The sequence below is a fragment of the Azospirillum sp. 11R-A genome (assembly GCF_049472615.1).
In the GTDB taxonomy this organism is placed as follows: Bacteria; Pseudomonadota; Alphaproteobacteria; order Azospirillales; family Azospirillaceae; genus Azospirillum; species Azospirillum palustre.
This window is the reverse complement of record NZ_JBCEBL010000046.1, coordinates 1-24538: the sequence shown is the minus strand read 5'-3', so window position 1 is coordinate 24538 and position 24538 is coordinate 1. Positions and strand designations below refer to the sequence as shown.

Genomic DNA, 24538 nt, shown 5'->3' with positions numbered 1-24538 from the left:
GCAAGATCGCTCAAGCCAGGATTCTGTTCCGCAACGTCCCATCCTCCAGGAACATGCGCACCGTCTCCGCCGCGTTGCGCCGCATCTCCACCGCCGCCTGATCGGAGTGGAAGGCGTTGTGCGGGGTCACCACCAGGCGTCCGGCCAACCAGCCCTCCCCTGCCCGCCAGGCGTCGAGCAGCGGATGGGGAGCCGGCGGCTCGACCGGCAGCACGTCGGTCCCGACGGCGGCGAGCCGGCCGCTACGCAGGGCGGCTTCCAACGGGTCCAGCCACGCAAACAGTTCGCCGCGCGCGGTGTTGACCAGGATGGCCCCGGGCTTCATCGCCGCCAGCGTCGCGTCGTTCAGCAAGCCGCGGGTCTCGCCGTTCAGTGGACAGTGGAAGGTGATGATGTCGGACTCTGCCAGCAGGTCCTCCAGCCGGCGGACACGACGATAGCCGACGGCCTTCTCGTGCCCGGCCGGCTGCAACGGATCATAGCCCAGGATGCGGTAGCCGAAGCCCTTCAGCCGGTTGACCACCGCGGTGCCGATCCGTCCGACCCCGACCACGCCCACCGTCGCAGCGCTGGAGCGGTGCAGCGGCGTCAGCGTGTTGGCCTGCCATGTCGTGGTATAGCTGCGTGCGCGGGCATCATGCTCCCATAGCCGCCGTTGCAACGACAGGATCATGGCGACTGCATGGTCGGCGACCTCTTCTGTCCCGTAATCCGGGTTGTTGCAGAACGGGATCCCGGCGGCCTCCAGCGCCGCGACATCGACGCGATCGTATCCGACGCCGAAGCGTACGACGATCCGGCAGCGCTTTAACCGCTCGACTGTGGCGGGACCGACGCGCGTGCTCCACACCAGAAGGCCGTCCAGGCGGGCGAGGCGCTCCGGATCAAGGTCCTCCTCCCGCCGGCAATCGAGAAAATCGACGTCGGCGACACCTTCCAACAGGGGGTCGAGTAGCAACGGAACGGAAAACCTAGGTAAGCCTCAGTCGGTATCTGGAGCCGCGTTCCTGGGGTCACGAAGCGGGCGCAGTTCGCCGCGGGCGACCCCATCCGGTAAGGTGAAAGCGTAACGGCCGAGCATGTTGATGTGGTCGAAGCCGAGCGGCGACAGCCGCGCCACATCCTCGTCGCGCACGTCGAATCCTTCCGTTCGCAATTGGTCGAGAGCGGCATCCATGTAAATCGTGTTCCACAGGATAATGGCATTGACGACCAGACCGAGGGCGCCGAGCTGATCTTCCTGACCCTCGCGGTAGTGCTGGCGCAATTCACCGCGTTTGCCGTGGAAAACGATGCGGGCGAGTTGGTGACGGCCTTCGCCGCGATTGAGCTGAATGAGAATCCGGCGACGGTAGGTTTCGTCGTTGATGTAGGCCAGCAGATACAGGGTTTTGATGATCCGCCCCAACGCCTCCAGCGCCCGTGCCAGACGGGTCGGCCGATCGTTCGTCTGGAGCGTCCGCATCAGACCGCCGGCCTGCACAAGGCCCAGCTTGAGGGAACCGGCAAGGCGCAGCAGGTCGTCCCAATGTTGGGCGATCAGGTCGGTGTTCACCTTATGCGAGGCAAGCTGCCCAAGGGCGCCGTAATCGGCCTTCGGGTCGATCCGCCAGAACCGCGACCCGCCGACATCAGCGATCCGCGGACTGAACTGGTAGCCGAGCAGCCAGAAGATGCCGAAGATCACGTCGGTGTAAGCGCCCGTGTCGGTCATGATCTCGGTCGGCTCGAACTCCGTGTCCTGCTCCAGCACGACGCTCAGCAGCACCAGGCTGTCGCGCAAGGTGCCGGGCACGGTGATGGCGTTCAAGCCGGTGAACTGGTCGGAGACGAGGTTGTAGTAGGTGACGCCGCGCTCGGGACCGAAGTATTTCGGGTTGGGGCCGGAATGGATGGTGCGCACGGGCACCACGAAGCGCAGCCCGTCGGCTGAGGCGACGTCGCCACCACCCCAGCGCCGGGCCAAGTCGATGCTGTTCTGTGCCGCAACGAGCCGGGCGTTCGCCTGCGTCAGGGTTTCGGCACGGAGATAGTTTTGCCGAACCCAACTCAGGCGCGAGCGCCGAAGCGATGGAACATCCGGACGCGCCAGCGGTTCCAGGCCAGTGTTGCACGCCTCGGCGAGCAGCACGGCGCACAGGCTGGTTGCGAAGTCGCCGGCACGGGCGTCCGCCTCGCTCGCGTGCGTGAAGGCACCGGAAATGCCAGTGCGGGCGTCGATCTCCAGCAGCAATTCGGGCAGATCGACACGCGGCAACCGCGCTGTGACGGCAGCGCGCAGGGCAATCAGACTGGCCGGGTCCTCGATGCGGTCAAGGCCGGTGACCACCAAGTCGTCCTCGGTACCGTTCCGCTCGATGCGAACGCTGGCGTTCTGCGGCAGGTTGTCGGCGACCTCCCGGAACGTTTGGTCGAGCCGTTCGCTCAACCGGTCGATCTCCTCGGCTGCGACCATCGACTTGCCGAGAGTGCGGCACACGGCCGGACGGGCGGCTTCCCAGGCGCCGCCGTCCAACAGACCGATCCGCGGGTCGGCGTAGCGCAGGCTCGGCGTGGCAAACACGTCCCTTCGGCGGAGTGCGCCGCGCAGCCGGTCGATCAGGCAGAGGGTCCAGGCGCGGCGATCGACCAGACCTTTCTTGATCACACGGCGTTCCCAGGATTTCGGCACGAACTCGACCGGCCATGGATCGGACCGGGCTCCCCCCATCTCGACCTTGCGCAGATGCTGCAACGCCTGCACCACGGGTCTGCCGGCCGGCATGGCGCCGAACCCTACGGTGAGCACGAGATGGGGAAGAAAACGCCGGATCCGGCGATGCTGCGCCAGCAACTCCTCGAAATATGGATCGTCCGGTGGACGGGTCAGATTGTCGACCTGGGCCACGGCGGCTTCGAGCGCGGCCTGCGGGACGGCGGCGAAGACCGCCGCCCGGAGTTCGGTGTCGCCGACGTCGCCGTCGAGTACCAGGGCGCAGACCTTGCTCAAGGTGAGCGCCGCGAGGTCCAGATCGCGCAGGCTGCGCAGCCGCGCCTCCCGCCCGGTGCGGATCGCGTCCGCGAACATCTTGGTGACGATCACGTCGAACAGGTCGAGCACATCGTCCTGCGCACTGGCCTCCAGCGTCCGGATGAAGGCGAGCAGGGTGGCGATACGGCGCTCCTCCGGCAACCGAGCCACCGCCTGAGCCTTGGCAGCGCCGGCGAAACGCGCCAGTGCCAGAATGCGGGTTTTCGGCAGGCGGTCGGTGCGGGGCAATCCCGCGACGAGCGCCTGCACTTCCCCGAGACGTTTGATGGCGCGAGCCAATTCGGCTGCACTCTGCAAGGTGGGACCCAATCGGAGACGATCGAGCGGACTCTGTCGGGCGCCGTCCGTGGGCACCAGAAGGGCTTCAAGGCGTTCCTTTTGGGCCGGCGTGACCGTGATGGTGAGACCACGCCACAGTCGTTGGCTCGCTCGGGTACGAACCTTGGCAATCGCCCGCTCCAACGTGGTGGCGCCGGGCAACAGCACCTTGTTTGCAACCAGCCATGCCGTGGCGCGGTCGAACAGGCCGCTTGGTCGATCGCTACCGGTCCAGCACAGGGCATAAAGCCAACGATTCAACCGGAATTGTGCGAAGGTGTCCGAGAAATCACGGTAGCCGTACCGTTGCCGGATTTCGACGGGATGCCGCCATCGCCACCGATTGGCACGGTAGATGTCGAGCGTTCCATCGACCGGCACGCCAAGCTGATCACCAAGAAAGTGGACCACGCGCGCGGGCACCGCACAGGGGTCCTCAAGGAACGTGCCGAGAAAACGGGCGGTTCCAAGCTGAAGAGCGCAGCCGAGCCGCATGTGCGCGCCGCGGTGTGTCAGCACGAATGTGCGATCGGTGTCGTCCAGGTGGAAGTACCGCGCCAACTGTTCGGTCGACACATCGGCAGGAAAGCGACCGTACCGCTTCTCCTGCTCCGGCGTGAGGAAACTGACCGGCATCAGAGCCGATCGGTGTCGGCGAGCACCCGATAGACCGACGCGCGGCCGATGCCGAGCCGCTGGGCGATTGCCGTCGCCCCAAGATTTTCCTCTGTCCGCAGCCGGCGGATTTCGGCGCTGTCGATGGTGGGCTTGCGGCCCTTGTAGACGCCCTTGGCCTTCGCCCGCGCAATGCCTTCCATCTGGCGCTCGCGGCGCAGGTTGGTTTCGAATTCGGCGAAGACTCCGAGCATGTCGAGGAATGCCTTTCCAGCCGAGGTCGCGGTGTCGATCGGCTGTTCGGTCGCTCTGAGGGCAACGCCCTTGACCCGAAGTTCATGCACGATGTCCTGGAGATCCTTGATCGAGCGGGCCAGACGGTCGACGCGGGTGACCATGAGCGTGTCGCCAGCACGCAGGAACTGGAGCAGCATCGCCAGCTCCGACCGGCCGGTACGGCTCGTTCCGCTGATTTTTTCCGATCGGACGACATCGCACCCGCCCCGGCGTAATGCGTCCTCCTGGATCGCGACGTCTTGGTCCAGCGTGGAGGCGCGGGCGTAGCCGTATATCGCCATAAATCGTCTCGTTTGCTTGTAGACCCTCGCACGATACTGTCTCGGATTAGGGAAATCCACCCTGTTGAGACGTGCTTAGGCGTCTCACATCCGCGTATTGGCAGGGTATACCTATTTAAAACAGACGAGGCAGGTCGAGGCGTACTCGGGATGCCTTGGGGTTGACCCGGGGTGTTCCCGGGGCTACCCTTCCGCCCAGCGAAGGCAAAGGAGGTTGCTGTGCCCAGAAAACCGAAATCCCCTGCTCTTTGTGGATGCGGATGTGGCGAGATGACCAAGGGAGGGGACTACCGCCCTGGCCATGATGCTAAACTTTTGTCGGCCATTTTAGAAGCGATTGGGGGATTGCAGCCTCTGCGCACCTTAGTAGAAAAGACCGTTGGGCATTCCATCAAGCCCATCTGAATAAAAACTCCTATCGTCGGTTGGAGAGGATTGTCTCAGCATACCGTTCAGAAACGAGATATCAACCACCCCAAAATTTCTGATGGAGTTTTCTGGTGTATCATTCATTGAAATCGGAGAACGTAATGTTTAGATTGCTAGCGTGCGTTATTGCTTTGCTCAGTCTTTCATCATGTGATGATGGTTCTTCTGCAAAAGAGCGGGAGCGGCAGAAGATCGTTGAGATAAGCAGAAGGCCTATTCACCTCCTAGATGGAGGTGATGTTCTTACTGTGGGCAGGTCACTGGTCAGGAAAGGCATTCGTGGATGTGGCGAGATGTATGGAGTTCCTGTCAACGATCGGCGTAGCGAATGGCTTGTCTTCTGCTCAAATAGCCCCACCGATGACATGAGGAAGGACTTCTCCCATGCTGCCTGGAGTGTATACACGGTGTGGTCGTCATCAGAAGAGGTGATGGCAGGAAATCACACCAGTCATTGCGGTGTAATTGCGAGCAAATATGAGGATTGTCCGGCTGGACTTCCTAGATAGACTGCCAATTCGTTTCATAGATTCCGCCATCGTGGAGGCGCTCCACCCGGCGGTTTGCATTGCCCGAAAGCTTCTGGATCGTCCGGCCTGATGTGTATTGCCATAGCAACATGCGCCTATCGGAACGCATCGGACGATGTCTTGTGATTCGAAGCTTTCCAAGCCTTACCTAGGTTTTCTGTTCCGCTGCTACTCGGCCCCCCAACACGCCGGCTTCCAAATCCGGGGGCGGTATCATGTGATCGGTGATTCCGACGATGAACCGTCCTGACTTCGGCTTCATACTCTGGCGCTCCTCCCGCTGCTTCAGTCGATGAGCTCCATTTGCGCAAAGGGCCATAGGGTTATCAAGAAAATGTCAATTGCTAGTATAGGGAAATACGCGTGCACGTGAATAGCCGCCTGAGCCTTCTCTGCATCAGATGCTGCTGTCAGTGCCGGTTGGATACTGGTTCTTCAAAGTTTCACGTACACAAATCCGATAGGATCGAGACTCGGGGATTCTCCTACGCCTCAGCCAGAACACGGGCGCGCAGAAGAGCGAAGCCCGCCCGGCCGTCTCCGAAGCGTGAGAACGGTGGCGGAGTATCTGGATCGCCCGGTAGCACCGGTCAAACTCGCGCCTCATCGTCCCCTGCCCCACCGGTCCTGAACTCCCAGTCGCGACGGGTGGCATCGCGCGGTATGCGCCGGTCGGTCGGCGTTGGGCTCTTGGCGATCCGTCGTTCGGTCGGGTTGCCCGACCAGCGGTCGGCGTGGTGAACGTTGCGGGGAGTCTGTTTCACGGCGGGCGGTCCGCCCCGATTCTCGTGCTCGGCGCCGCGGCCCCGGTGATGCCGACGGCGAAGCCACCGCGTCATCTCAGACCGCCAAGGAAGGCTGCTGGCAGGTCCTCGAGGTTCTGGTGCGCGGGTGGCTTGAGGAGCACAATATGTTTGCCGAACCCCTACCCACCTGCGAGATCGCCGCTCGCGCGCGATCCGTCGCGAAATTCTGTCGCTACAAGCTTCAGCCACGCGCGGATCGGGCGGCTCGGCCTCATTGCGGCACCATGAACGCAGATCGCTCGCTTCCGCCGGCTGACCGGATGGCGGCGGGTGGGCAGTATGCCGCGGCGCGGCGGCAGCAGGCGACGCGCGACGCAATCATGACCTGCATATCGGAGCGACGCGCAGCGGACCTGCCAATTTCTGTCAGCACCATCGCGGCAGCGCTGCAGATCCATCAGAGCACAGTCCAGCGGCATCTCAAGAGCGTGGTAACGGCTCTACCCCGGAAGGTCTAGGCGTTCAGGCCCATCAGATAGTCCCCTGGCGTCGCGCCTCGGGAGAGGAGCCGGCGTGCGGCATGGGGGGGCCGACAGGTCCGTAGTCGCGGGGGAAGTGGCGGGTCGCTGCGCCGCGCGCATGGCTGCTCTGCGCCGGACGGGATTGCCTGCCGCGGCGCATCGCCAAATCGGGACATGGCGGCGCATGGCGCTCGCCCCGGTCCCGAGGACCGGTCCTTCCGACTAGGAAAGCTCCGCCCCAGCATGCACCTCTCGCTGTCGCTCCCTGCGACGCCGCTCGTCTACAGCGCGTCCACTCACCGGCCCGTCCAACGCCGCGTCGGCGGGACCGACGTTTGGTTCAGCAAGACCGCATGAGCACCGCCATGAAGCAGCCCTATGCCCACCATCTCTGCGATGCCCTGCGTCAGGCGTCGAAGCGGATCATCAACGCCTCCAAGTTGGACGATCAGGGCTTCCTGCTCAGGAGCATGCTCCTGGGATTCACCTTCTGGGAGAAGCCTCTGTTCGTCATGCAGGAAGACATCATCACCTTTTACGACGACGCGCTGATCGAGACGGCGAAGGAGATGCAGGAGGCCAACTGCTTGCGGCTGCCATATCCATCGATGCTTATCGAAGTCACCGACTCCGTCATGATCGATCCGTCCACCAGTGAGACGGACACCATCCACGTCTACATCATCCACGTGACGCAGGCGTCCGACACGGGTGACATCCGGTTTACCCTTTTCACAACCAGCACGGCCGAACTCGGCGAATGGATCGGTGGCTTCGGCGTTGGCGAAATCCCGATGGGCGAGCGCGGGCTTGCTCTCTGGGTCCCGCCGCCGGATGACGCGGACAGGAGCAATGGTTGCCACGAAATGCTCTCCACGGCCGGCTACTTCCTGTCTGGGCTGCTGGCCGTGATCAACTCACCTGCCGTCGAACGCGAAACCGTCACGGCGCCCAAAGCGTTGAACAGGGCACGGGTGAGCTGCGGCGCGGCGCCCATCCCCGCCTTCGAGACGGTCCGGCTGCGGCTGCCGAAGACGGTGGCCCTGCCCACCGGTGGCGCTGGTGATGAGCCGACCGGCACCGGCGGGCGTGGACGTCGGACGCCGAAGCCGCATTGGCGCCGCGGCCACCCGCGGCGCTGCCCGTCCGGCAAGGTCACGGCCATCCCCGCCACCATCGTTGCCTGGTCGGGCGAGGGCGCGCCCCCGGCTCCGGTCGTCCAGGTGACGGTTGGAGGCAACGTTGTAGCGCTGCGTCGCGATTGAGCGTCAGCCGATTTGCGCGTGGTCGGGCGAGGTCAACGGCATTAGTCCCATTACGCCGGCCGAGTCCGGAGCCGGCTGTCTGGCCAATGCTCGAAAGTTCCTGCAAGAACTCGCCGCGCGACTGAGGCAGGACGAAGATCCGATTTTTCTATAAGAGCAGGTTCTGTGCCACATGCACGCTTGCGCCTGCCATGTTGCTCTTGCTGCCCGACCCGCGTGCTGATAACACACGGCTAAGGTACAGCTTGGAAGGGAGAGCCTCCGTTGGATGACCTGCGCGAGGTTTCTGCGAGAGAGGATCAATCTCCCCGTGTTCGCAGCTACGCATTGGCAGGCCTGACGTTCGACCAAGCGGTCCAGGTGCTCGTCGCCGGAGGCTGCCTGGAACTCTCCGGCAGGCACACTGTCACGCTGGGGGAAGCAGCGCGCAAGGCCCTGCACTTCTATTTCGATGCCAAGCGTCTGGACCTGTGGAAGAACCAAGTCCGGAATCTGCGCCCAAGTGAAGGCGAGGAGCTGATCGCCGCGCTCGAAGCGGACCTGCCGGATGTCCCGATGCCGGAGGCCGGACGGTCGGAGGCGGCGCTGTGGGACGTCGTGGCGCTGGAGATCGAGCAGTTCGGTGGGCTGCACGCGCATTGTGTAGAGGAGGGCAACCCGCCTCCTGCCATCGCGTTGCCGCTCAAGGAACCGCGCACGCTTCTCCAGGGCCGCAACGGCGTGGGCAAGAGCCAGCTCGCGCGGGCGGTGGCGTGGTGCCTGACCGGAAAGATCCCGCGTTCGCTGGCCGAACCCTGTGAACCCAAGGTCAACGACTATGCCGTCGAACCGGACACCCCGACAGGCGGATCGCCCGACGGGGAAAACGGTGACGCCGCCGAACGAACCATCGGCCTGCCCGTGATCGTCCCGGTCCCCGGACGCCAGGAACTGCAATGGCTTGGCGACAAGGCGCCGCTCGTCGCCACCGCAGTCACGCTCAATTTGGTGCGCCGCGACGGCACCGCGCGGTGCCGCATCCGCCGCCGCCTCGTCCCGCAGCGGGGAACCTACGTCCCGCGCGTCGAGCGCATCGATCCCGACACGGATTCCGTGCAGGCAGTCGAGTCCGTTGCGCAGGCGTTGGGCGTGTCGGCGGCTTCGCTGGAGGCAATCGGGCTGATGATGGCGCGCCTGCCCTTCCTGCGCCTTGACGGGCCCAACGCCCTGGTGGACGCGGTAAAGGTCCTCACCGGCCTGCAGCCCTTCGAGAACCTGGGCCGGCGCTGCCAGCGTTCGGTGTTGCCGCGGCTGGAGAAAGCCATTCCAGACGCCGCGCGCAAGGAGATGGCCAGGACCGTCACCGCATTCACGGAGGAAGCGGCCAAACTGCCGGGCTACTTCAGCCTCGGCACGCCGCTGCCGGCCGACGCGCTTCCACCGGTACCGGACGATGCCGACGAGGGAAAGGCCTGCGATAGCGCACTGGCGGCGCTGGATGCCGAATTGAACCGCCGGGATGCCGAGTTGCGGGCCATCATCCGCACCGCCACCGGCCTGGATGTCGCCGAGGCCGATCTGTCCGCGCTCAGGAAGGCGGTGCAGGCGGCGCGGACGGCGCTCGCGCCCGGGGCGATTGAGGCCTGGGCGGACTTCAAGGCGCTGAAGACGTTGAGCGCCGTCGACGCATCCATGATCGAAGCCGCCCGCGCGCTCGTCGCCGAGGCCGTGCTGGATGCCGTTGCCTTCGCCGACTTGGCGACGCGCCCTGACGAGGCGGCCCGTCGCCGCCTGTACGTGGTCATCGAAGAATGGCGCCAAGCCAATCCCTCCAAGGACGGCTGGCCGCCCTGCGCCTGCCCGGTGTGCCGGGCTGACCTCGACGGCAGGACCGACGAAACGCTCGGCCTGCCGGTCCGGGATGCGTTGGCGCGGGCGGAGCACGACACGGCGGCCGGTCACCTGGATGCGGAGACCTGCGGCAGAGTGCTCGCGAACAGACTCCGGGCCGGCCTTGCACCGGTACTGGGCGCTGCGCTGGACGTCCATGTCCGACCCTGGGAGGCATTGCGCCGCGGCTGCACGAAGTCTGCGCAGGCGCACCTGTCCGGCGACCTTGTGCCTTTGCAGGCGGATCTGGCGGCGGAGTTCGTCCGCTTGGCCGCCGGCCTGCCGGAAGCCGGGACGTCCGACACTGTGGAGCTGCCAGAGTCATTGCGGGACGGAGCGCTCGGCAAGACGATCCGTCAGATCCTCGCCACGCTGGCAGATGCCGCCTGGTGCCTGGAGGCCGGCGCGCAGCTGGACGGGATCCGCACCGCCTTGTTCGGCAGCGGGGTCGGCGAGGGGCAGCAGGTGGGCTACCTGCCTACCCGTTTCGATGCGCTCGACAAGGCCCTGGGAGAGGACGGGCCGGTAGACAGCGCGCGGCGGACGCTGAAGACGCTGCGGAACCACAGAACGGAGTGGGGTACGCAGCGGGCCTGGATCGCCCGTGCTGCCACCGCGGTGCCGGCGGTTCGCGAACTGGTGGATTTCGGCGAGCGGATCGAAACCCAGGTGACGACACTCGTCGACGAACTCGACGCGCAGACCCAGGCCTGGACCGAGCGACTGTACCTTCCGGTCAATGCCACGGCGCCGGTCCTGGCGGGAACGCGTCTCGATGGCGAAGGCATGCGGGTGCAGGTCCGGCGCGACGGCGTCACCGGCGACGGCCGGGATCTGGTCAACAGCTCGGGCCTGCGCACCCACCTGTTCGCCTTCACCCTCGCGCTGATCAAGCGCATCCGGGACGACGACGGCGGCGTGTCGCTCCTGCTGCTCGACGACCCGCAGACGCTGTTCGACGAACACAACCAGCGCCGCGTCGCCAGAGCCCTGGGCACCCTGCCCGAGCACGACTTCCGGCCGCTCATCACCACCTACGACCAGCACTTCGCCGGCAGCCTGTTCCGGCAGGCGAAGGGTAAGGGAGTCGAGTTCCTTCAGATCCTGCCCCGCTCCACGGGCGAAGGGTGCGCACGCATCCGCCGTCACCAGCTGCACATCGAGTTGGTCCACGAAGACTGGCAGCGCAGCGATCATGATCCCACTCGCATCCGCGCCTTCTGCGACGAGGCGCGCATCATGATCGAGCAGGGGTTGCGGGACCTGATCTGGCCGAGCCCCGCCGTCGTCGCTGGCAGCGAGACCATGCAGCCGCTGATGCTCAAGCTGCAAAGACTGATCGGGCGCGGCGGCCCGTACTCCAACCCTGCGTTCTCGGCGCTCATGAAGCATCAGGCGCTGAAGGATCAGGTCTTCAGCGAAGCCGTCCGCTGGGCTCACCACTACCCCGCCGAGGACCTCGGCCATACGCATGCCAAGCAAGTGGGCAAGTACCTCGATCCCCTTCTGCACAGTTTCGAGCAATGCCGCGGCGTGCTCGACGAGGCGCTGTCCCAGGGACCGCTGTCACTCCAGCTCGCCCCTGCCGCGCCGGATGCCGACATCGTGCCGTTCCCGGAGCGGCCCTGCCGGCCGCTGAGGCTGTACCAAATCGGCCGCGCCGCCGCCGAGGGCGGCGCCGAGGTCGACGACGGCGATGGTGTCGGCTCCGACATCGGGGTGTCGCTCGTCAATGGGCAGCATCAGCTGTTCGGGGTCGGCAAGGCGCTCACTTGGATGCCGCGGCTGTTTCAGGCCGGTGACGTGCTGATCGTCGACTGCAAGGCCTTGGCGTCCGGAGGACTTGCGCTGGTGTGGGACGGAGCGCGCAAACAGGCAGAGGCCGGCTGGCTGAAGCCGGTGCAGGGGCGGCCGGGGACCGTAATCCTCGTCGGCGATCACGACACCGGATACGCTCGCGAGTTCGACACCGACGTCAACGAATGCCACCCGGTCGTCGGCATCCTATCCCGCGGTGCCCGTGCCAACGCTGGAAAGGCGCTGGAGCCGCTGGACGCGTGTCCGCGCTTCGCCGACGTCGAGGGGACGGTAGTGATCGACCAGGGCGACAGCGCCGAACCGCTGCTGCACAAGGGCGACAGCGTCCTGGTCGGTGCCAGAGTGGGCGATCCCGCCGGCGTATCTGCGCTGGCCGGCAGCCCGGTGGCCGTTCGCCTGGAAGGCGGCCGACGCCTCGTCAAGCGGCTGGGCGAAAAGCCGCTGGACGCGAAGGGGCGCGTCTGGGTGCTGGACAATCTGGGTATCCAGGGGAACGGTGCGGTGATCCGGTTCGGCGAGGACATCCCCGACGGCTTTGCCGCCGTTCCCCGCGCCGACTCGATCCGGCCGATCCTCGGCTACTGGTTTTCCCGCCAGACCTGATCCGGCCTGAAGCCGGTCAGTGTCCCCCGAGGTTCTGGTGCAGCACGTTGTCTCCGGCGGCGTGCTTCGCCGTATGGGCGTCGAGATCGCCCTTCCAGAAGGTGACGAGGCCCGCTGCGGAGCTCACCACCAGCAGCACCCAGCGGGCCCACTCCGTATGATCGAAATGGAGCGCCTCGAGCAGCAGCTTGCCAAAGGTCACCAGCGTGATGACGACCAACGCGGCGGACACCAAGCGTGGGATCCATCGCCAAGGGCGGGCGTTCCGCTGCGCCGCATTCGCAGCAATGCTTGCAGCACGCTCCTCCAAGTAGGCGCCGATCTCCAGGGCATCCTGGTTCACATCAGCGAGCAGGGGCTCCAGGCCGAAGGCGTTACCCAGGGCCTCGTGGAAGGCGTTGTGCATGCCGATCGGGCTGACGCGCGACAGGCGGCAGCCCAACCGGAAGGCCAGGATGTCCTCGCGCAGCCGGTGCAGACGCTCAACGTCCTTGGTGGCGGGTTGTGCCATGTTCGGCCAGAAGCCGCTGCTGTGGGTGAGTGCCAGCAGTGCCTCGCGGGCGTGCAGATTGATTGCGGCGATCGGCAGGTAACGCCGTTCGAGAGCCTCGCTGCGGAAAGTCGACAGGAAGCTGGGGAGCTCCTTCGCCCCCTCGGCGGGGATGCGTTCGACGAGCGTGATGCATCCCTCCACAGAAGCGGCATGGGTCACCGTGTCGAAGACCCGCACCTCGTGCAGCCCTGCACGTGGATCGGCCAGCCGGTAATCGTCGGTGAACTTGCGGGCAAGCCGCGCCAGCAACATATGCCGCTCGGTGGCGGCAAGCCGCTGGTCGAACGCCGCATACGTGTAGCTGAACAGGCGCCGACCCTGGAGCGGTTCGGCAGCGACGTCACCGATCAAGTCGGTCAGCTGCTCGGCAAGGCGGAAGGTAGGATTGCCGGCGCGCGTGGATACCTCCTTGCCGTCCTTCAGCCGCCAGCGCAGGCCGCGGTCGTGACACAGCGCGGTGATCGCTTCGACCAGCAGAGGCGCCGGAAGCTCCTGCCCGCCCGCCAGACGGATCTCGACGATCAGCAGTCCCTGTCCGGTGCGGAAGGGCACGAGGCGAACACTGCCGAATGTTATCGACAACGCATCGGTCGGTTGCAGGCCACAACGCTGCAGCCGTCCCTGTGCGGCCACAGACAGCGGCAGTTGCAGAACCAGCGTCGATCCCGATGGACCGCTCAGCCATTGCTGGACGTGCCGCTGGGAGTCGAGGGTCCAGACGCCGTCCGGTTCGTCTCCCGCGCCCAGCTGCTGGCTGGCCTTGTGGTAGAGATCGCCGAGCGGCCAGTTCTTGCGCAGCCAAAGCGGCCGGCTCTCGGTTTCCCGCAGGCACTCACCGACTGCAGGGAGCCATCCTGCTCCCGCCAGGGAGCCGAGTGTGGCGGCTGGTGTCACCGGCCAATCCCGTTTGCGGCACTGGAACGGGTACAACAGGAAAACTGCGTGCTCGGCAACCGAGGTAATGGGGTGCGTAGTCCCGTGCGCCACCGGATCACACTCGATCACGTTTATGTTAGTCATCGTGTTTTGTCGTCCATCGGGAAACCGCGGCGCACTTTACCCGGCAATGGTTGCAGAGTCGATATGTGCTCGCCAATAACGGATATACCATCCGCGGACCGATGTACCCCCAGGCGCGGCGCCGCATATGGGTCCTGGGCGCGTGAGCGGTCCCGATCTTCACCCTAGCGTCCCAGTGCCGATGCCGCGGACTGCTCCCGCTGATAGATCCCTCTGATTGGCGGCACCGGCGGCACCGATGCGGACTGGTGGCGTACGATCGCGATCGCGAACAACGCCCTCCATGCCCTGGATGGGACCTGCTACCCCAGCCCGGCGCGCGAAACCGAACGCATTTGCAGAAAGTTTCCCGAAGGGCCTTCCCCGGCCCAAGACCGAGCCATATCCCAGCGCGACGCCGGCCCCAACCCCCGGCCGACCCTAGGAGATGCCATGAACTTTGCCCCGAAGGACCACTGGTTCGGCGAGCCCCCGCCGACCGACACGCCGATCCGCGGCGCTTTTGGCGCGCGCGCCATCCTGGAGAGCCGCTACGGCCGCCAGGCGCTGGAGTTCTTTCCCGACCGCAAGTCGTTCTTCCCGGCCGACGCCCCGTTCAGCCCCGACTTCCAGGCGTTCCTGGACAACGAGGTGACCGCTTGGCTGAAGACCCTGTGCGGCCAGAGCTGGATCAACCCCAACGGCGGCCAGCGGTACACCTTGGAGCATCCGGTCAACCCGCGTCTGCGCGCGATGGCCTCGGCCATGGGCAGCCAGGGCTATCTGTACGTGGGCGCCTACGAGATGGCGTAGCAGCGAGACAGGGCCCAACCCGCTCCAGCGGGGCCCTATCCCCACCGCTGTGCGCCGTCAGTCCGCGTCCGGCTTGCGGCGGAACAAGCGCTCGGTGGGGTTATCGCGCCAGCGGTCGGCGTGGCGGATGTACTTCAGCGCAACGTCGCTGCTCTGGTGCCCGGTTTGCTCCATGATTTTCTTCAGGCTCGCCTCCTCCTCGGCGGCGGCGGTGGCGAAGCCGCTGCGCAAGGAGTGGGCGGAGAAGCGGCTGCCCAGGCGTTGCGCCACCTCCGGCCCCTGGGCCCAGCGGATCAGATCCGCGTCGGTTTCGCCGATGGCCTGGCTGGTCTCGCGCACCACCCGGTCCACGCTGCGGTCGGAGAGCCGGCCGCCGAACGCCCCACCCTTGGTGATCGCCACGAACAGCGGCGCGTCGGCGTCCTCCACGCTGTAGACGGCGCGCCAGTGGCGCAGCGCCTCGACCGGGCACATGGCCGGATCGTCCGCGGCCCAGATGGCCGCGGTGCGGCCGCGCTTGGTCTTGCCGCCGCGGATGGTGACCTCCAACCCCCGCTCCGGCACGACGACCACATCGCCGACGTCCAGCCCGACCAGTTCGCTGCGCCGGGTGGCGGCGCCGAAGCCGAGCAGCAGCAGCAGGGCGTTGCGCCGGCCGGCGGCGCTGTCGGGCTGGGCGGCGACGAGCCGGCGCAGCAGATCCGGCAGGATGGGAGCGGCCTGTTTGACCTTGCGCCGGGCCTGCAGGGCGGCGACGCCGGCGAGCTGGTCGGCGATCAGGGGGTGTTTGGCGTCGAGCGAGCGGCCGGCGAGGCGGTGGGCGAGCAGGATGGCGGAGAGGTGGACCTTGAGGGTGGGGAGCGCCAGGCGTTCGGAGGCCTTGGCGAGGTACATGCCGACGACCCGCGGGTCGGCGCCGAGCGGCGCGAAGCCGAGGCTGGCGGCCCAGGTCCGGTAGGCGGCCCAGGCGGCGCGGTAGGCGCGTTCGGTGTTGGGGCTGTAGCGGGCGGCGACGGTGCGCGCCGCGGCCTTGGCGAGGCGGGTGATCTCGACGATCTGCTCGGACGTGTGCTTGCCGGGCAGGAGGAGGTCGTCGAGGATCCTGGAGGTGATCACCACGCCGGTGTCGTCGTCGGCGGTTTTCACGGCGACGGAGCGGACGAGCTCGGCCGCGCGGTCGGCGGCGTGGTCATCGGCGGGCGGGCTGAGCGGCATTCGGTTGGCTTCTCCTTTTGAGTGAGGATACGGCGCTTCTCACTCTTTTTTCAAGACCGACAACCGCGCTTGTCGGACACAATCCGCCAGCATCGGCGCCAACGCCGCAGCGTCCTGGCCGGCCGCGGCCGGCGGCAGGGGCCGACGCCGGCAAAGCCAAGGATTTTGTCGGTGCAAAGTAGTTCATGCGAAATCTCAGTGAGTAAATGTAAGGGATTCTTCGCATACCCGTCATCCATTTGATGCGAAAAGCAGAGAAGATGCTGCGAAAAGCAGAGAGTGGATCGGGCGAAAAGTGCCGCGGCATCCCCACAGCTCCCAGGGGCTGACAACCGTCTCGGATGAGGACTGGGCTGTTGCCCGAGAGCGCGAACCCGTTGTTCGTGAACTGGTGCAAAAGCCTCCCACCTATGGCGCCCGCGCGGAGGCCATGGGGGCAGCGGCCAACGAGCTGGGGCTCAGCCCCAGCCAACTCTACCGATTGCTGAAAGCCTACGAAGCCGACCCCCGGACCCGCTCCCTGCTACCGAAGGCACCTGGCCCCACAGGTGGCGCAAGACGCCTCGACAACAGAGTTGAGGCGATCATCGAGGAGGAGATCAGGACGAATTACCTGACCCTCCTCAAACCGAAGAAATCACTGCTGATGAAAGGCATCCACGCCCGGTGCACGGCGGAGGGTTTGACCAAGCCGGCCAGCCAGACTGTGGACATGCGGCTGTCGGCGATCAGTAAGCGGGAACAGACCAAGCGCCGCCACGGCCGCAAGAAGGCACGTGACGAATTCAACCCGATCCGGGGCTCGCTGGAAGCCGAGCGGGCTCTGGAGATCGTCCAGATCGACCATACCCCGGCCGACCTTATGGCCGTCGAGCCGGATAGCCTGGAGGTGATCGGCCGTCCCTTCATCACCCTGGCGGTAGATGTGCGGACCCGCATGTATTGCGGCTTCCACCTGACCTTCGATCCACCCTCGGCGACTAGTGTCGCCGCCTGCATCGCCCACGCCGTAATGGACAAGAGCGAGTGGCTGGCGGCTCGGGGATTGCCACCCAGGTGGCCGGTCGCAGGCCTATGCGAAGTCGTCCACACCGACAACGGCAAGGAATTCCACTCCAGGGCCTTCACCCGGGCCTGTGAGGATTATGGCATCGAGGTGCGGTACCGGCCGCCGGGCACGCCGCACATGGGTGGGCATGTCGAGCGCCGCATTGGTCACCTGAGCCAGGAACTCCACCTGCTGCCCGGCACCACCTTCTCCAGCGTCAAGGAGCGCGGCATCTACGACGCCGCTGGGAATGCCTGCCTCACCATCGCCGAGATCGAGTGGCTGGTGGCCAGCATCATCTTGGAGCACCACGCCTCCTTTCATGATGGGATCGGCACATCGCCCAACGCCAAATGGGCAGCCGATACGGAGGGCAAGGTCTTCCGGATGCCGTCCGACCTACGGACCTTTCACCGGGATTTCCTGCCGTTCGAGGAGCGATCGGTGCTGCGTGACGGCGTCCACCTGTTCAACATCTCGTACTGGCATGATGCCCTGACGCCCCTCCTCCACGATAAACGCAAGGTCACGGTCCACTACGACCCTGCCAACCTGTCCAAGGTTTTCATTCGTGGCGTGTCGGGCGAGTATCTGGAGGTTCCCTACCGCAACCTGCGGCGCCCTGCCATTTCCAAGTGGGAGCACAAGGCCGCCACGCGGGCACTGCGCCGCCAGGGTCGCGCCGGCGTCGACGAGGCCATGATCTTCGACATGGTGCTGGCGCGGCGCAAGGTAGTTGAGGAGGCCAGCGGCCGTAGTCGCCGGGCACGCATGGAACGGGCGCGGGGTGTCCGGCCAAGTTCGGCACCTGCCCTGCCGGCAAGCGACGCCGCACGCACGATCGATGGGTCGTATCACGTCCTGCCCGATAGCTCCGACGACGATACCCCGCTGGAGTTGCCGTTCTATGAGACGGAGGTATGGGATGACTGACGAGGCTTACCGGCATCTCGGACCGTCGGCTCTGGAGGTGATTGCCCTGTCTCCAGAGGAGCGCATCGCCAGGATGCAGGCACGCCGCTTCACCGAATACCCGCGCTGCCGGTTTGTCCTCGATCTGATGCGTGAACAACTCGAGCAGCCCAGCGGCGCGATCAAGCCCAACCTGCTGGTCTGGGGCCAGTCCGGTCAGGGCAAGTCCACAATCATGGCCAAGCACCTGCGCGACCACCCGGCGGTGTTCGACAAGAAGTCCGGGGTGCGGCGCACCGCGACGGTCGGCCTTGAGATGCCGCCGATGTGTGACGTCAAGTGGTTCTACACCCACCTGCTCCGGGCCGTCGATGCCCCGGTCAGCGAATCCCGTGCCAACATCCCGCTCCTGGCGGACCGGGTCGTCACCCTCTACCGGCTGATGGGGGTGCGCCAGATCCTGATCGATGAGGCGCACAACATGCTGATGGGAACGCTTCGGCAGCAGCGGATCATGCTGACCGTGATCCGGCACCTGACCAACGTGCTGGGCATCCCGCTTGTCCTCTTCGGCATCCAGGACGCCCGCGAAGCCCTGATGCATGACCACCAGCTTACCCGCCGTTTCCGCTTCGTCGAACTGCCGGTGTGGGGAGCGGGAGAAGAGTTCCGGACGATGGTCGGCAGCATCCTCCGCACCCTGCCCTTGCGCCGTCCCTCAACGCTCACGGCACGGTCGATCAAGACATTGCTGACGCATTGCGATGGCGGCACGGCAAAGCTCTTTGAAGCACTCATCGATCTCGGCATCGATGCGATCCGGTTGAACGAGGAGCGGATCACCGCCGAGATGGTTAACGACTATGTCAGCCTGTCGGTGCCGGCATGACCGCCAATACACCATTCTCATCCATGCCTACGCTGCCGGTCGTGCCACTGCCGGCCCCCGGGGAAGCTCTGGGCGGCTGGATCAGCGCCATCGCCGAACTCTATGGGGTGAGCATGGCGGACTATGTTGGGCGTCTGGGGGTTCCACGCCACTGGATCACAGCCGCCATCGAAAGGGATCTGGTGTTCCGACCGCTGCCGCGCGTGATGGAGCAGCTCCAACTCGACACCGGGATTGCACCGGAGCGATTGCGGAGCATGACCTTTGCCGGTCTGGACCCGGAACTGGAGGACGCTTGTCAGCACCACAACGCGGCTTGTGCTGACTGTGCCTACGAGGTGTCGGACCAGGCTGGTCGTCCAGTCCGTCTCCTATTCGCGCGAGCGGCCTGGCGGATCATCTGCCCTCGCCATCCTCCAGATCTGAAACCCGGAGAACTGACGGTCCAGGACGCGTTGCCGGCCTTTAACGACCGGCTTCGGGCGGTGATCGCATTTCTCGACCGCGCCGCGTTCGACCGGTTGGCTTTCGTGGAGTTCTTCGGTCCACGACTGGCAACGGCGTTCTCTGTCGATGTCGTTCTGCGGTTTGTCTATCAGCTGAACACATTCCTCCACGTCGAGGTCACTGACGTCAGCTTGATGAGCGAGCGACCCGAGTTCCGCATCCTGCGGGCTTTTGTCCGAAACGAAGACGACGAGCCGGTGCCCCTGCCTGAGGAGGAGCGCAACAGTCTAGCCGTCTCGCTGATGCTGGCATGGCATTTCGTCGAAGACCCGTTCCCCAACCTTTTCGCCCGACTGCGCACGACGAACCCGGTGGGTCGCAAGACTGGGCAGGATGTGGAGCAGTTCCGAGCCCTGATGCAGATCCTGCTGGAAATCTGGCCGGCGGAAATGCTGACGATGCCGGTTTTACGTTACGCCACCGCGCCTGTGGGGTGGAACGACGATCAGGGTCCTACGGCCTTGGCTCACGCCGTGACCAAATCCTGGAACAACGATCCCAGCCATCCAGAACGCTTGGCGGAAGCGCATTGGAACCACCGTGCTTGGAACGGATCCCTGTTATCACCGTGCTTGCGGGACAGACACCCTCATCGGTATTCCTTGTTTCCTGATGCCGGCCCGTTCACTTATCGACATGTCGCGTCGAAGACGCGGCCTGCCTCGCAGGTTTCTCAAAAGCGGCATGACGTCTGGGAGCAGCGCATCCGTGCCCGTCACACCGGCTTGCAGCGATTTCTGGACGATCTGCCGAAGCGGTCAAAACGCCAGCCAGCCGATGCCAAAGCTCCAACCAGACAACCGGCTCGCCTCGTCAAACCGGAAGTTCATGTTGTAGAGGCGGTCCGGACTGTACTGGAGGCTCATGGCCCGATGCCAACCAAACTCAGCCCACGGGACCGACGAACTCTTCACCGCAAGCTCTTCGCAGCAGCCGTCAAGCATTTAGAAAAAGGAGCGTGGCAGAGAGGTCAATAGCCGGCAGTCTTATTATCCTATCTGCAGAGATTGAATTATGTTGCTTTCACAAACGCAATCTCTTGATATCAACAGCAGATTTGTGCTCTTCCTATTTGCTGGCGTTGCTGTTCATACGTCGCTCCCAAAACCGGACGGCGTTTATGATCCAACCATCAGCGCTGGTCCCGCGGCCCGTCCCAAAGCCGTGACCGACATTTGGATAGCGGTGGAACTCGACAGGGGTGCCAGACCGATGAAGGACAGCGATGCGGCTTTCCATGGACGATGGAGGGGCGATGCCATCCTGCTCGCCGACGACCGCAAAGGTGGGAGGTTCGTTGGATGATGTGTCAGCATGCGCCGTATAGGCCATCACCACGGCTGACGGTTTGGGTAGGTTATCGCCGTTGAAGGCAGCAACACCATGCGACCCGATGAAGGCGGCCATCCGCGCGCCGGCCGAACTGCCCCAGAGGGAATAATCCTCGGTGCCGACCTCCAGCGTCGCCGCGTTTCGGACGACGAAGGAGACGGCAGTTGCCAAGTCCTCGGTTGCTACCCTGCCACCTTGGCCTGTGCGATATTTGAGGACGAAGGCGTTGTATCCCCGGTTGTTGATGTCGAGTGCATATGGGAATCCTTCATGGACGGACCCGACGTAGGCGAACCCACCGCCGGGTGCGATAAGCGCAAAGGGAGCGCCCGGTGGTCCGCGGAAAAAGAAAAGCCCGGTATGCTCTTTAGCCGGTTGGGCCCGCTTCTCCGCCTCCGAGTAGATGTCGTAGAATATCGTTCTGCCACTCGACACGTCGGCGATCATCCGGTTCAGCCCGCTGATCACCACGCCAGCATCCACATGGCTATGATAGGGCAGCATCGTACCAACATTGCTGAGCGGCAAGCTCGCATCGTAAGGACGGTCATCCCACGGCAGGATGCGCTTCGCAAATCCGGTGAAGGCGGGATGAACCAGGAGATCACCGACGGTGCTGGTTGGGCCGAGCGCTGTTTGGCGCGCGTTCCGGCCATCATCAGTTCGAGGAAAACTGTGTAGCCAATCGGCTGTCATGATGTCGCCGCGCATTTTTACCTCCTGCCCCTTCGTCGCCTCAGGGTTCAGGAGCAGAAACAACGCCATGCAGGCCCATTGGGGTCACTACACGAAAGTGACCAGATTGTCCGGGATATAGGAACGAACCAGGAACTCAAGCGCGGGAGAGTGGGGTAACGTCAGCTCTCACAATCCTACGCCTCCCCTTCGGTTTCCAGTGCCGACCTTCATCGGACATGACCTCAAGATCCACATTTACCCGGCTGTCAGAGGCCGGTGTCGTCCGGAACGACTGCAGCACCTTGATCTTCGAAACCAATATGGCCAATGCATAGCCGAGCGCTTTCGAATTGTATGTCAGTGACATCCGGTGCCCGGTTTCGTCGATGCTCCGCAATTCCCACAACCGCCACAACCGGAAGCCGGCAAATCGTCCCCGATCACAGAACGGTGCATCAGTGCCCGCACTTTTACTGGAAGCAGATACCGCCACAATGTCCAGGCGAGGGCACCAGCCCCCAAGGGAACGACGATGACCGACTGCCAGACGAAACCGAATCCAACCGCAGACCGCTCTGCAATAATGGCACTCGTCAGCCGGTAGGTCACGAAAGAGGCAGCGTAAGCGAAGACGAGCATGTAGGTGAACATCGCGGCAGGCCAGAACCGGGAGTTCGTTTCACGCCGTACCACTGACAAGGTAGATAGGCATTGGGGGGCGAAGACGTACCATGCAAGCAATGACAACGCGGTCGGCAGGCTCCACGATGTTGCCAGAGTGTCGCCCAGAGTAACCCGCAGCGCATCACCTGTGGCGCTGAGCGCATAGACGGTGCCGAGCACCCCGACTGCCACCTCCCTCGCCGCCATCCCTGGCACAAGCGCGATGGCGATCTGCCAGTTGAAGCCTATGGGAGCGAGCGCCGGTTCGAGAGCATGGCCGATCATGCCGGCAAAGGAGTGCTGAATCGCTGGGCCGGTGGCTCCTTCCGGCGCTCCGGGATAACTCGCGAGGAACCATATCACCACCATCAGGAGGAAGATCGTGGTGCCCGCGCGGGTCAGGAAGGTCTTGGCGCGTTCGGCAAGCCCAAGGGCGATGTTGCTGGGACGGGGCAACCTGTAGGCGGGCAACTCCATCAGCAGGGGTTCTCGGGCGCCCTGAAACAGGGTCCGTTTCAGAATGAAGGCCACCAGCAACGCCGCGAGAATGCCCGCCGCGTACAGTATGAACATCACCAAGCCCGGCAGACCGATCATGCCTCCGAACACGGGCCGATCTGGAACGAAGGCGGCGATCAGCAGCGCATAGACCGGCAGGCGTGCCGAACAGGTCATCAGTGGTGCGATCATGATCGTCGCCAAACGGTCTGCCCGGTTCTCGATGGTCCGTGTCGCCATGATGCCGGGGACGGCGCAGGCGAAGCTGGAGAGCAACGGGATGAACGCCCGGCCATGCAGACCGACGCCGCCCATCAGCCGATCCAGAAGGAAGGCCGCGCGTGCCATGTAGCCTGAATCCTCCAGAACCTGAATGAACAGGAAAAGCACAAGGATTTGCGGGAGAAAGATGACGACACTGCCGACACCGGCGATGACGCCGTCGGTCAGAAGACTGTTCAAGGGGCCTGCCGGCATGCCGGAGGCGACGGCGTCCTTCGTCCAGCTCAGCCCGGCGTCGATCAGGTCCATCGGCAGCTTCGCCCATGCGAAGACCGCCTGGAACATCAGGAAAAGGATCAATAGGAGAACGCCGAGTCCGAGCACCGGTTGCAGCAAAACCGCGTCGATGCGCCGCGTTACGGTATGGGGGCTGGACGGAGTGCGCACCGCCTGCGCGAGAATGGCTTCGACGGCGCGGTGATAAGCGCGCAGATCCTGCGAACTCGGCTCGGTCCAGCCTACAGCGCCTTTCTCCAGACCGGCGGAAACATCACTGTCGACAACGCGATCGATCCGATCGATCAGGTCCTGGACGCCGTCCCCGCGCACTGCCACCATGGGCACCACCGGCATGTCGAGCGCCGTGGACAGGGCCCCCAAGTCGATACTGCAGCCGCGCCGCTCGGCCATATCCATCATGTTCAACGCCAGGATCACCGGGCGACCGACCCGCTTCAACTCCAGGACAAGGCGCAAGTTGAGCCGCAGGTTGGTGGCATCGACGACGCAGACCAGAATGTCCGGAACGGCTTCACCGTCCCGGCGCCCAAGCACAACGTCACGGGTCACCTCCTCGTCCGGCGAGCGGGCGCGCAATGAATAGGTGCCGGGCAAATCAAGCACTCGCAGGCGTCGCCCGGCGCGGCCAACACAGCGGCCCTCCTTCCGTTCGACCGTGACGCCCGGATAGTTGGCAACCTTTTGCCGGCTGCCGGTCAGCGCATTGAACAGAGCGGTTTTGCCGCAGTTGGGGTTCCCGACAAGGGCAACCAGCGGGGCCGCAATGATCGCGTTGGGCATCACCGCTGGTCTCCATGAATATCGACGAGCACGGCGTTGGCCTCACTGCGACGAAGCGCGATCGTGTGGTCGTTGACACGGATCGCGATGGGATCGCGGGCAGGAAATCCTTCATAGAGGATTTCAATGACCGCACCCTCGACCAGCCCCATTTCGATGAGCCGCCGCTCCAGTTCACCAGCTGGCAGCGTCGTTGCGACCGCTCCCTCATCCAGGCCGGCCACCTCGGCCCGGACGCCTCTGCGCAGACCGCCAAGTGGCTGGCGGAGCAACACCGATCTTTGCATCGTCGACACGATCCCCTGGATTATCCCGCGCGCAGGCAGTCCGCCGTCTCGACACTGACGTTCGGTTTGGTGCGGGCTGTCGGGGCGCAGCATCCTGAAAATGCAAATGATCCGCAATAGCAGATGCGAGCCGTACACCTCCGTCGGCCAAACATTGGGATTTTGTATAGTTCCCGTAAGCTGCCGGTAAGGAAAAGAGACGCCACTCCGTTCTCCCATCTCGAGTCGCATAGCCCCGGCGGCGCCCGCTTCCGACATTGGGATTTTTCAACACCGGGTCCACCACCGCCGAACCTTGCCGACCCTAGGCTTCTTTCGAGCCGCGAAATCACCGCGAACACGCGAAGGAGCCATCCAATGCACGCGACACACGACGCACGGGCGTCCGGCACCGGTATGCTGAACAAGGTGCCGGAGGTCACGCTCATCTTCTGGATCATCAAGATCATGTCCACCACGGTGGGCGAAACCGGGGCCGACTATCTGGCCGTCCATGTCGGCCTGGGGACCGGCCTGACC

At 64.6% G+C, this 24538-nt stretch carries 14 protein-coding genes and 1 pseudogene; 7 read left to right on the top strand and 8 right to left on the bottom strand.

Annotated elements, in window-relative coordinates; all coding sequences use genetic code 11:
• Positions 1–10: 10 nt before the first annotated feature.
• The 3 genes from VH569_RS33905 to VH569_RS33895 are packed head-to-tail and all read right to left on the bottom strand — an operon-like array spanning position 11 to position 4542.
• Positions 11–958 (bottom strand): C-terminal binding protein, encoded by a 948-nt coding sequence (locus VH569_RS33905; RefSeq protein ID WP_423321517.1) that lies wholly within the window; start codon positions 956–958, stop codon positions 11–13.
• 24 nt (positions 959–982) lie between these two features.
• Positions 983–3985 carry a Tn3 family transposase gene (locus tag VH569_RS33900; protein ID WP_423321515.1) on the bottom strand — a complete coding sequence of 1001 codons (3003 nt, stop codon included), beginning with the start codon at positions 3983–3985 and terminating at the stop codon, positions 983–985.
• Entirely contained in the window at positions 3985–4542 is a 558-nt protein-coding gene (locus VH569_RS33895) for a recombinase family protein (protein WP_423321513.1), read from the bottom strand. Before VH569_RS33895 ends, VH569_RS33900 begins: the two co-directional genes overlap by 1 nt.
• 2579 nt (positions 4543–7121) lie before the next feature.
• On the opposite strand from VH569_RS33895, the gene VH569_RS33890 reads away from it, so the two are divergent.
• Entirely contained in the window at positions 7122–8033 is a 912-nt protein-coding gene (locus VH569_RS33890; protein ID WP_423321511.1) for a hypothetical protein, read from the top strand.
• Positions 8034–8297: 264 nt separating this feature from the next.
• Positions 8298–12323, top strand: coding sequence for a hypothetical protein (locus VH569_RS33885; RefSeq protein ID WP_423321510.1), 4026 nt, complete (start codon positions 8298–8300; stop codon positions 12321–12323).
• A gap of 16 nt (positions 12324–12339) precedes the next feature.
• Here the strand turns inward: VH569_RS33885 and VH569_RS33880 are convergent, their stop codons facing one another.
• Complete coding sequence (locus tag VH569_RS33880) at positions 12340–13896, bottom strand: hypothetical protein (protein ID WP_423321508.1); 1557 nt, start codon at positions 13894–13896, stop codon at positions 12340–12342.
• A gap of 432 nt (positions 13897–14328) precedes the next feature.
• Here VH569_RS33880 and VH569_RS33875 point away from each other — a divergent pair, with 432 nt between their 5' ends.
• Positions 14329–14688: a hypothetical protein gene (locus tag VH569_RS33875; protein ID WP_423321506.1), complete on the top strand. Its 360-nt coding sequence runs from the start codon at positions 14329–14331 to the stop codon at positions 14686–14688.
• A 57-nt stretch (positions 14689–14745) separates the two neighbouring features.
• Here the strand turns inward: VH569_RS33875 and VH569_RS33870 are convergent, their stop codons facing one another.
• Positions 14746–15903 (bottom strand): tyrosine-type recombinase/integrase, encoded by a 1158-nt coding sequence (locus VH569_RS33870; protein WP_423321504.1) that lies wholly within the window; start codon positions 15901–15903, stop codon positions 14746–14748.
• A 295-nt stretch (positions 15904–16198) separates the two neighbouring features.
• Between VH569_RS33870 and VH569_RS33865 the strand changes: the two genes are divergently transcribed.
• The 3 genes from VH569_RS33865 to VH569_RS33855 are packed head-to-tail and all read left to right on the top strand — an operon-like array spanning position 16199 to position 20236.
• Entirely contained in the window at positions 16199–17884 is a 1686-nt protein-coding gene (locus VH569_RS33865) for a Mu transposase C-terminal domain-containing protein (protein ID WP_423321502.1), read from the top strand.
• Positions 17877–18752, top strand: a complete 876-nt coding sequence (locus VH569_RS33860; RefSeq protein WP_423321500.1) for a TniB family NTP-binding protein — start codon at positions 17877–17879, stop codon at positions 18750–18752. The genes VH569_RS33865 and VH569_RS33860 overlap by 8 nt, the downstream gene beginning before the upstream one ends.
• Positions 18749–20236, top strand: coding sequence for a TniQ family protein (locus VH569_RS33855; RefSeq protein ID WP_423321498.1), 1488 nt, complete (start codon positions 18749–18751; stop codon positions 20234–20236). Before VH569_RS33860 ends, VH569_RS33855 begins: the two co-directional genes overlap by 4 nt.
• A gap of 91 nt (positions 20237–20327) precedes the next feature.
• Here VH569_RS33855 and VH569_RS33850 read toward each other — a convergent pair whose 3' ends face one another.
• The 3 genes from VH569_RS33850 to VH569_RS33840 form a co-directional block, all read right to left on the bottom strand.
• On the bottom strand, positions 20328–21302 hold the full coding sequence (locus VH569_RS33850; RefSeq protein ID WP_423321496.1) for an alpha/beta hydrolase: 975 nt from the start codon (positions 21300–21302) through the stop codon (positions 20328–20330).
• A gap of 324 nt (positions 21303–21626) precedes the next feature.
• The gene (feoB, locus tag VH569_RS33845; protein ID WP_423321494.1) at positions 21627–23732 is read right to left on the bottom strand and encodes a ferrous iron transport protein B; all 2106 of its coding nucleotides are present in this window, start codon (positions 23730–23732) and stop codon (positions 21627–21629) included.
• Positions 23732–24112, bottom strand: coding sequence for a FeoA family protein (locus VH569_RS33840; protein ID WP_423321492.1), 381 nt, complete (start codon positions 24110–24112; stop codon positions 23732–23734). Before VH569_RS33840 ends, feoB begins: the two co-directional genes overlap by 1 nt.
• Before the next feature lie 30 nt (positions 24113–24142).
• Here VH569_RS33840 and VH569_RS33835 point away from each other — a divergent pair.
• A pseudogene (locus VH569_RS33835) lies at positions 24143–24538 on the top strand (hypothetical protein); the annotation flags it as partial.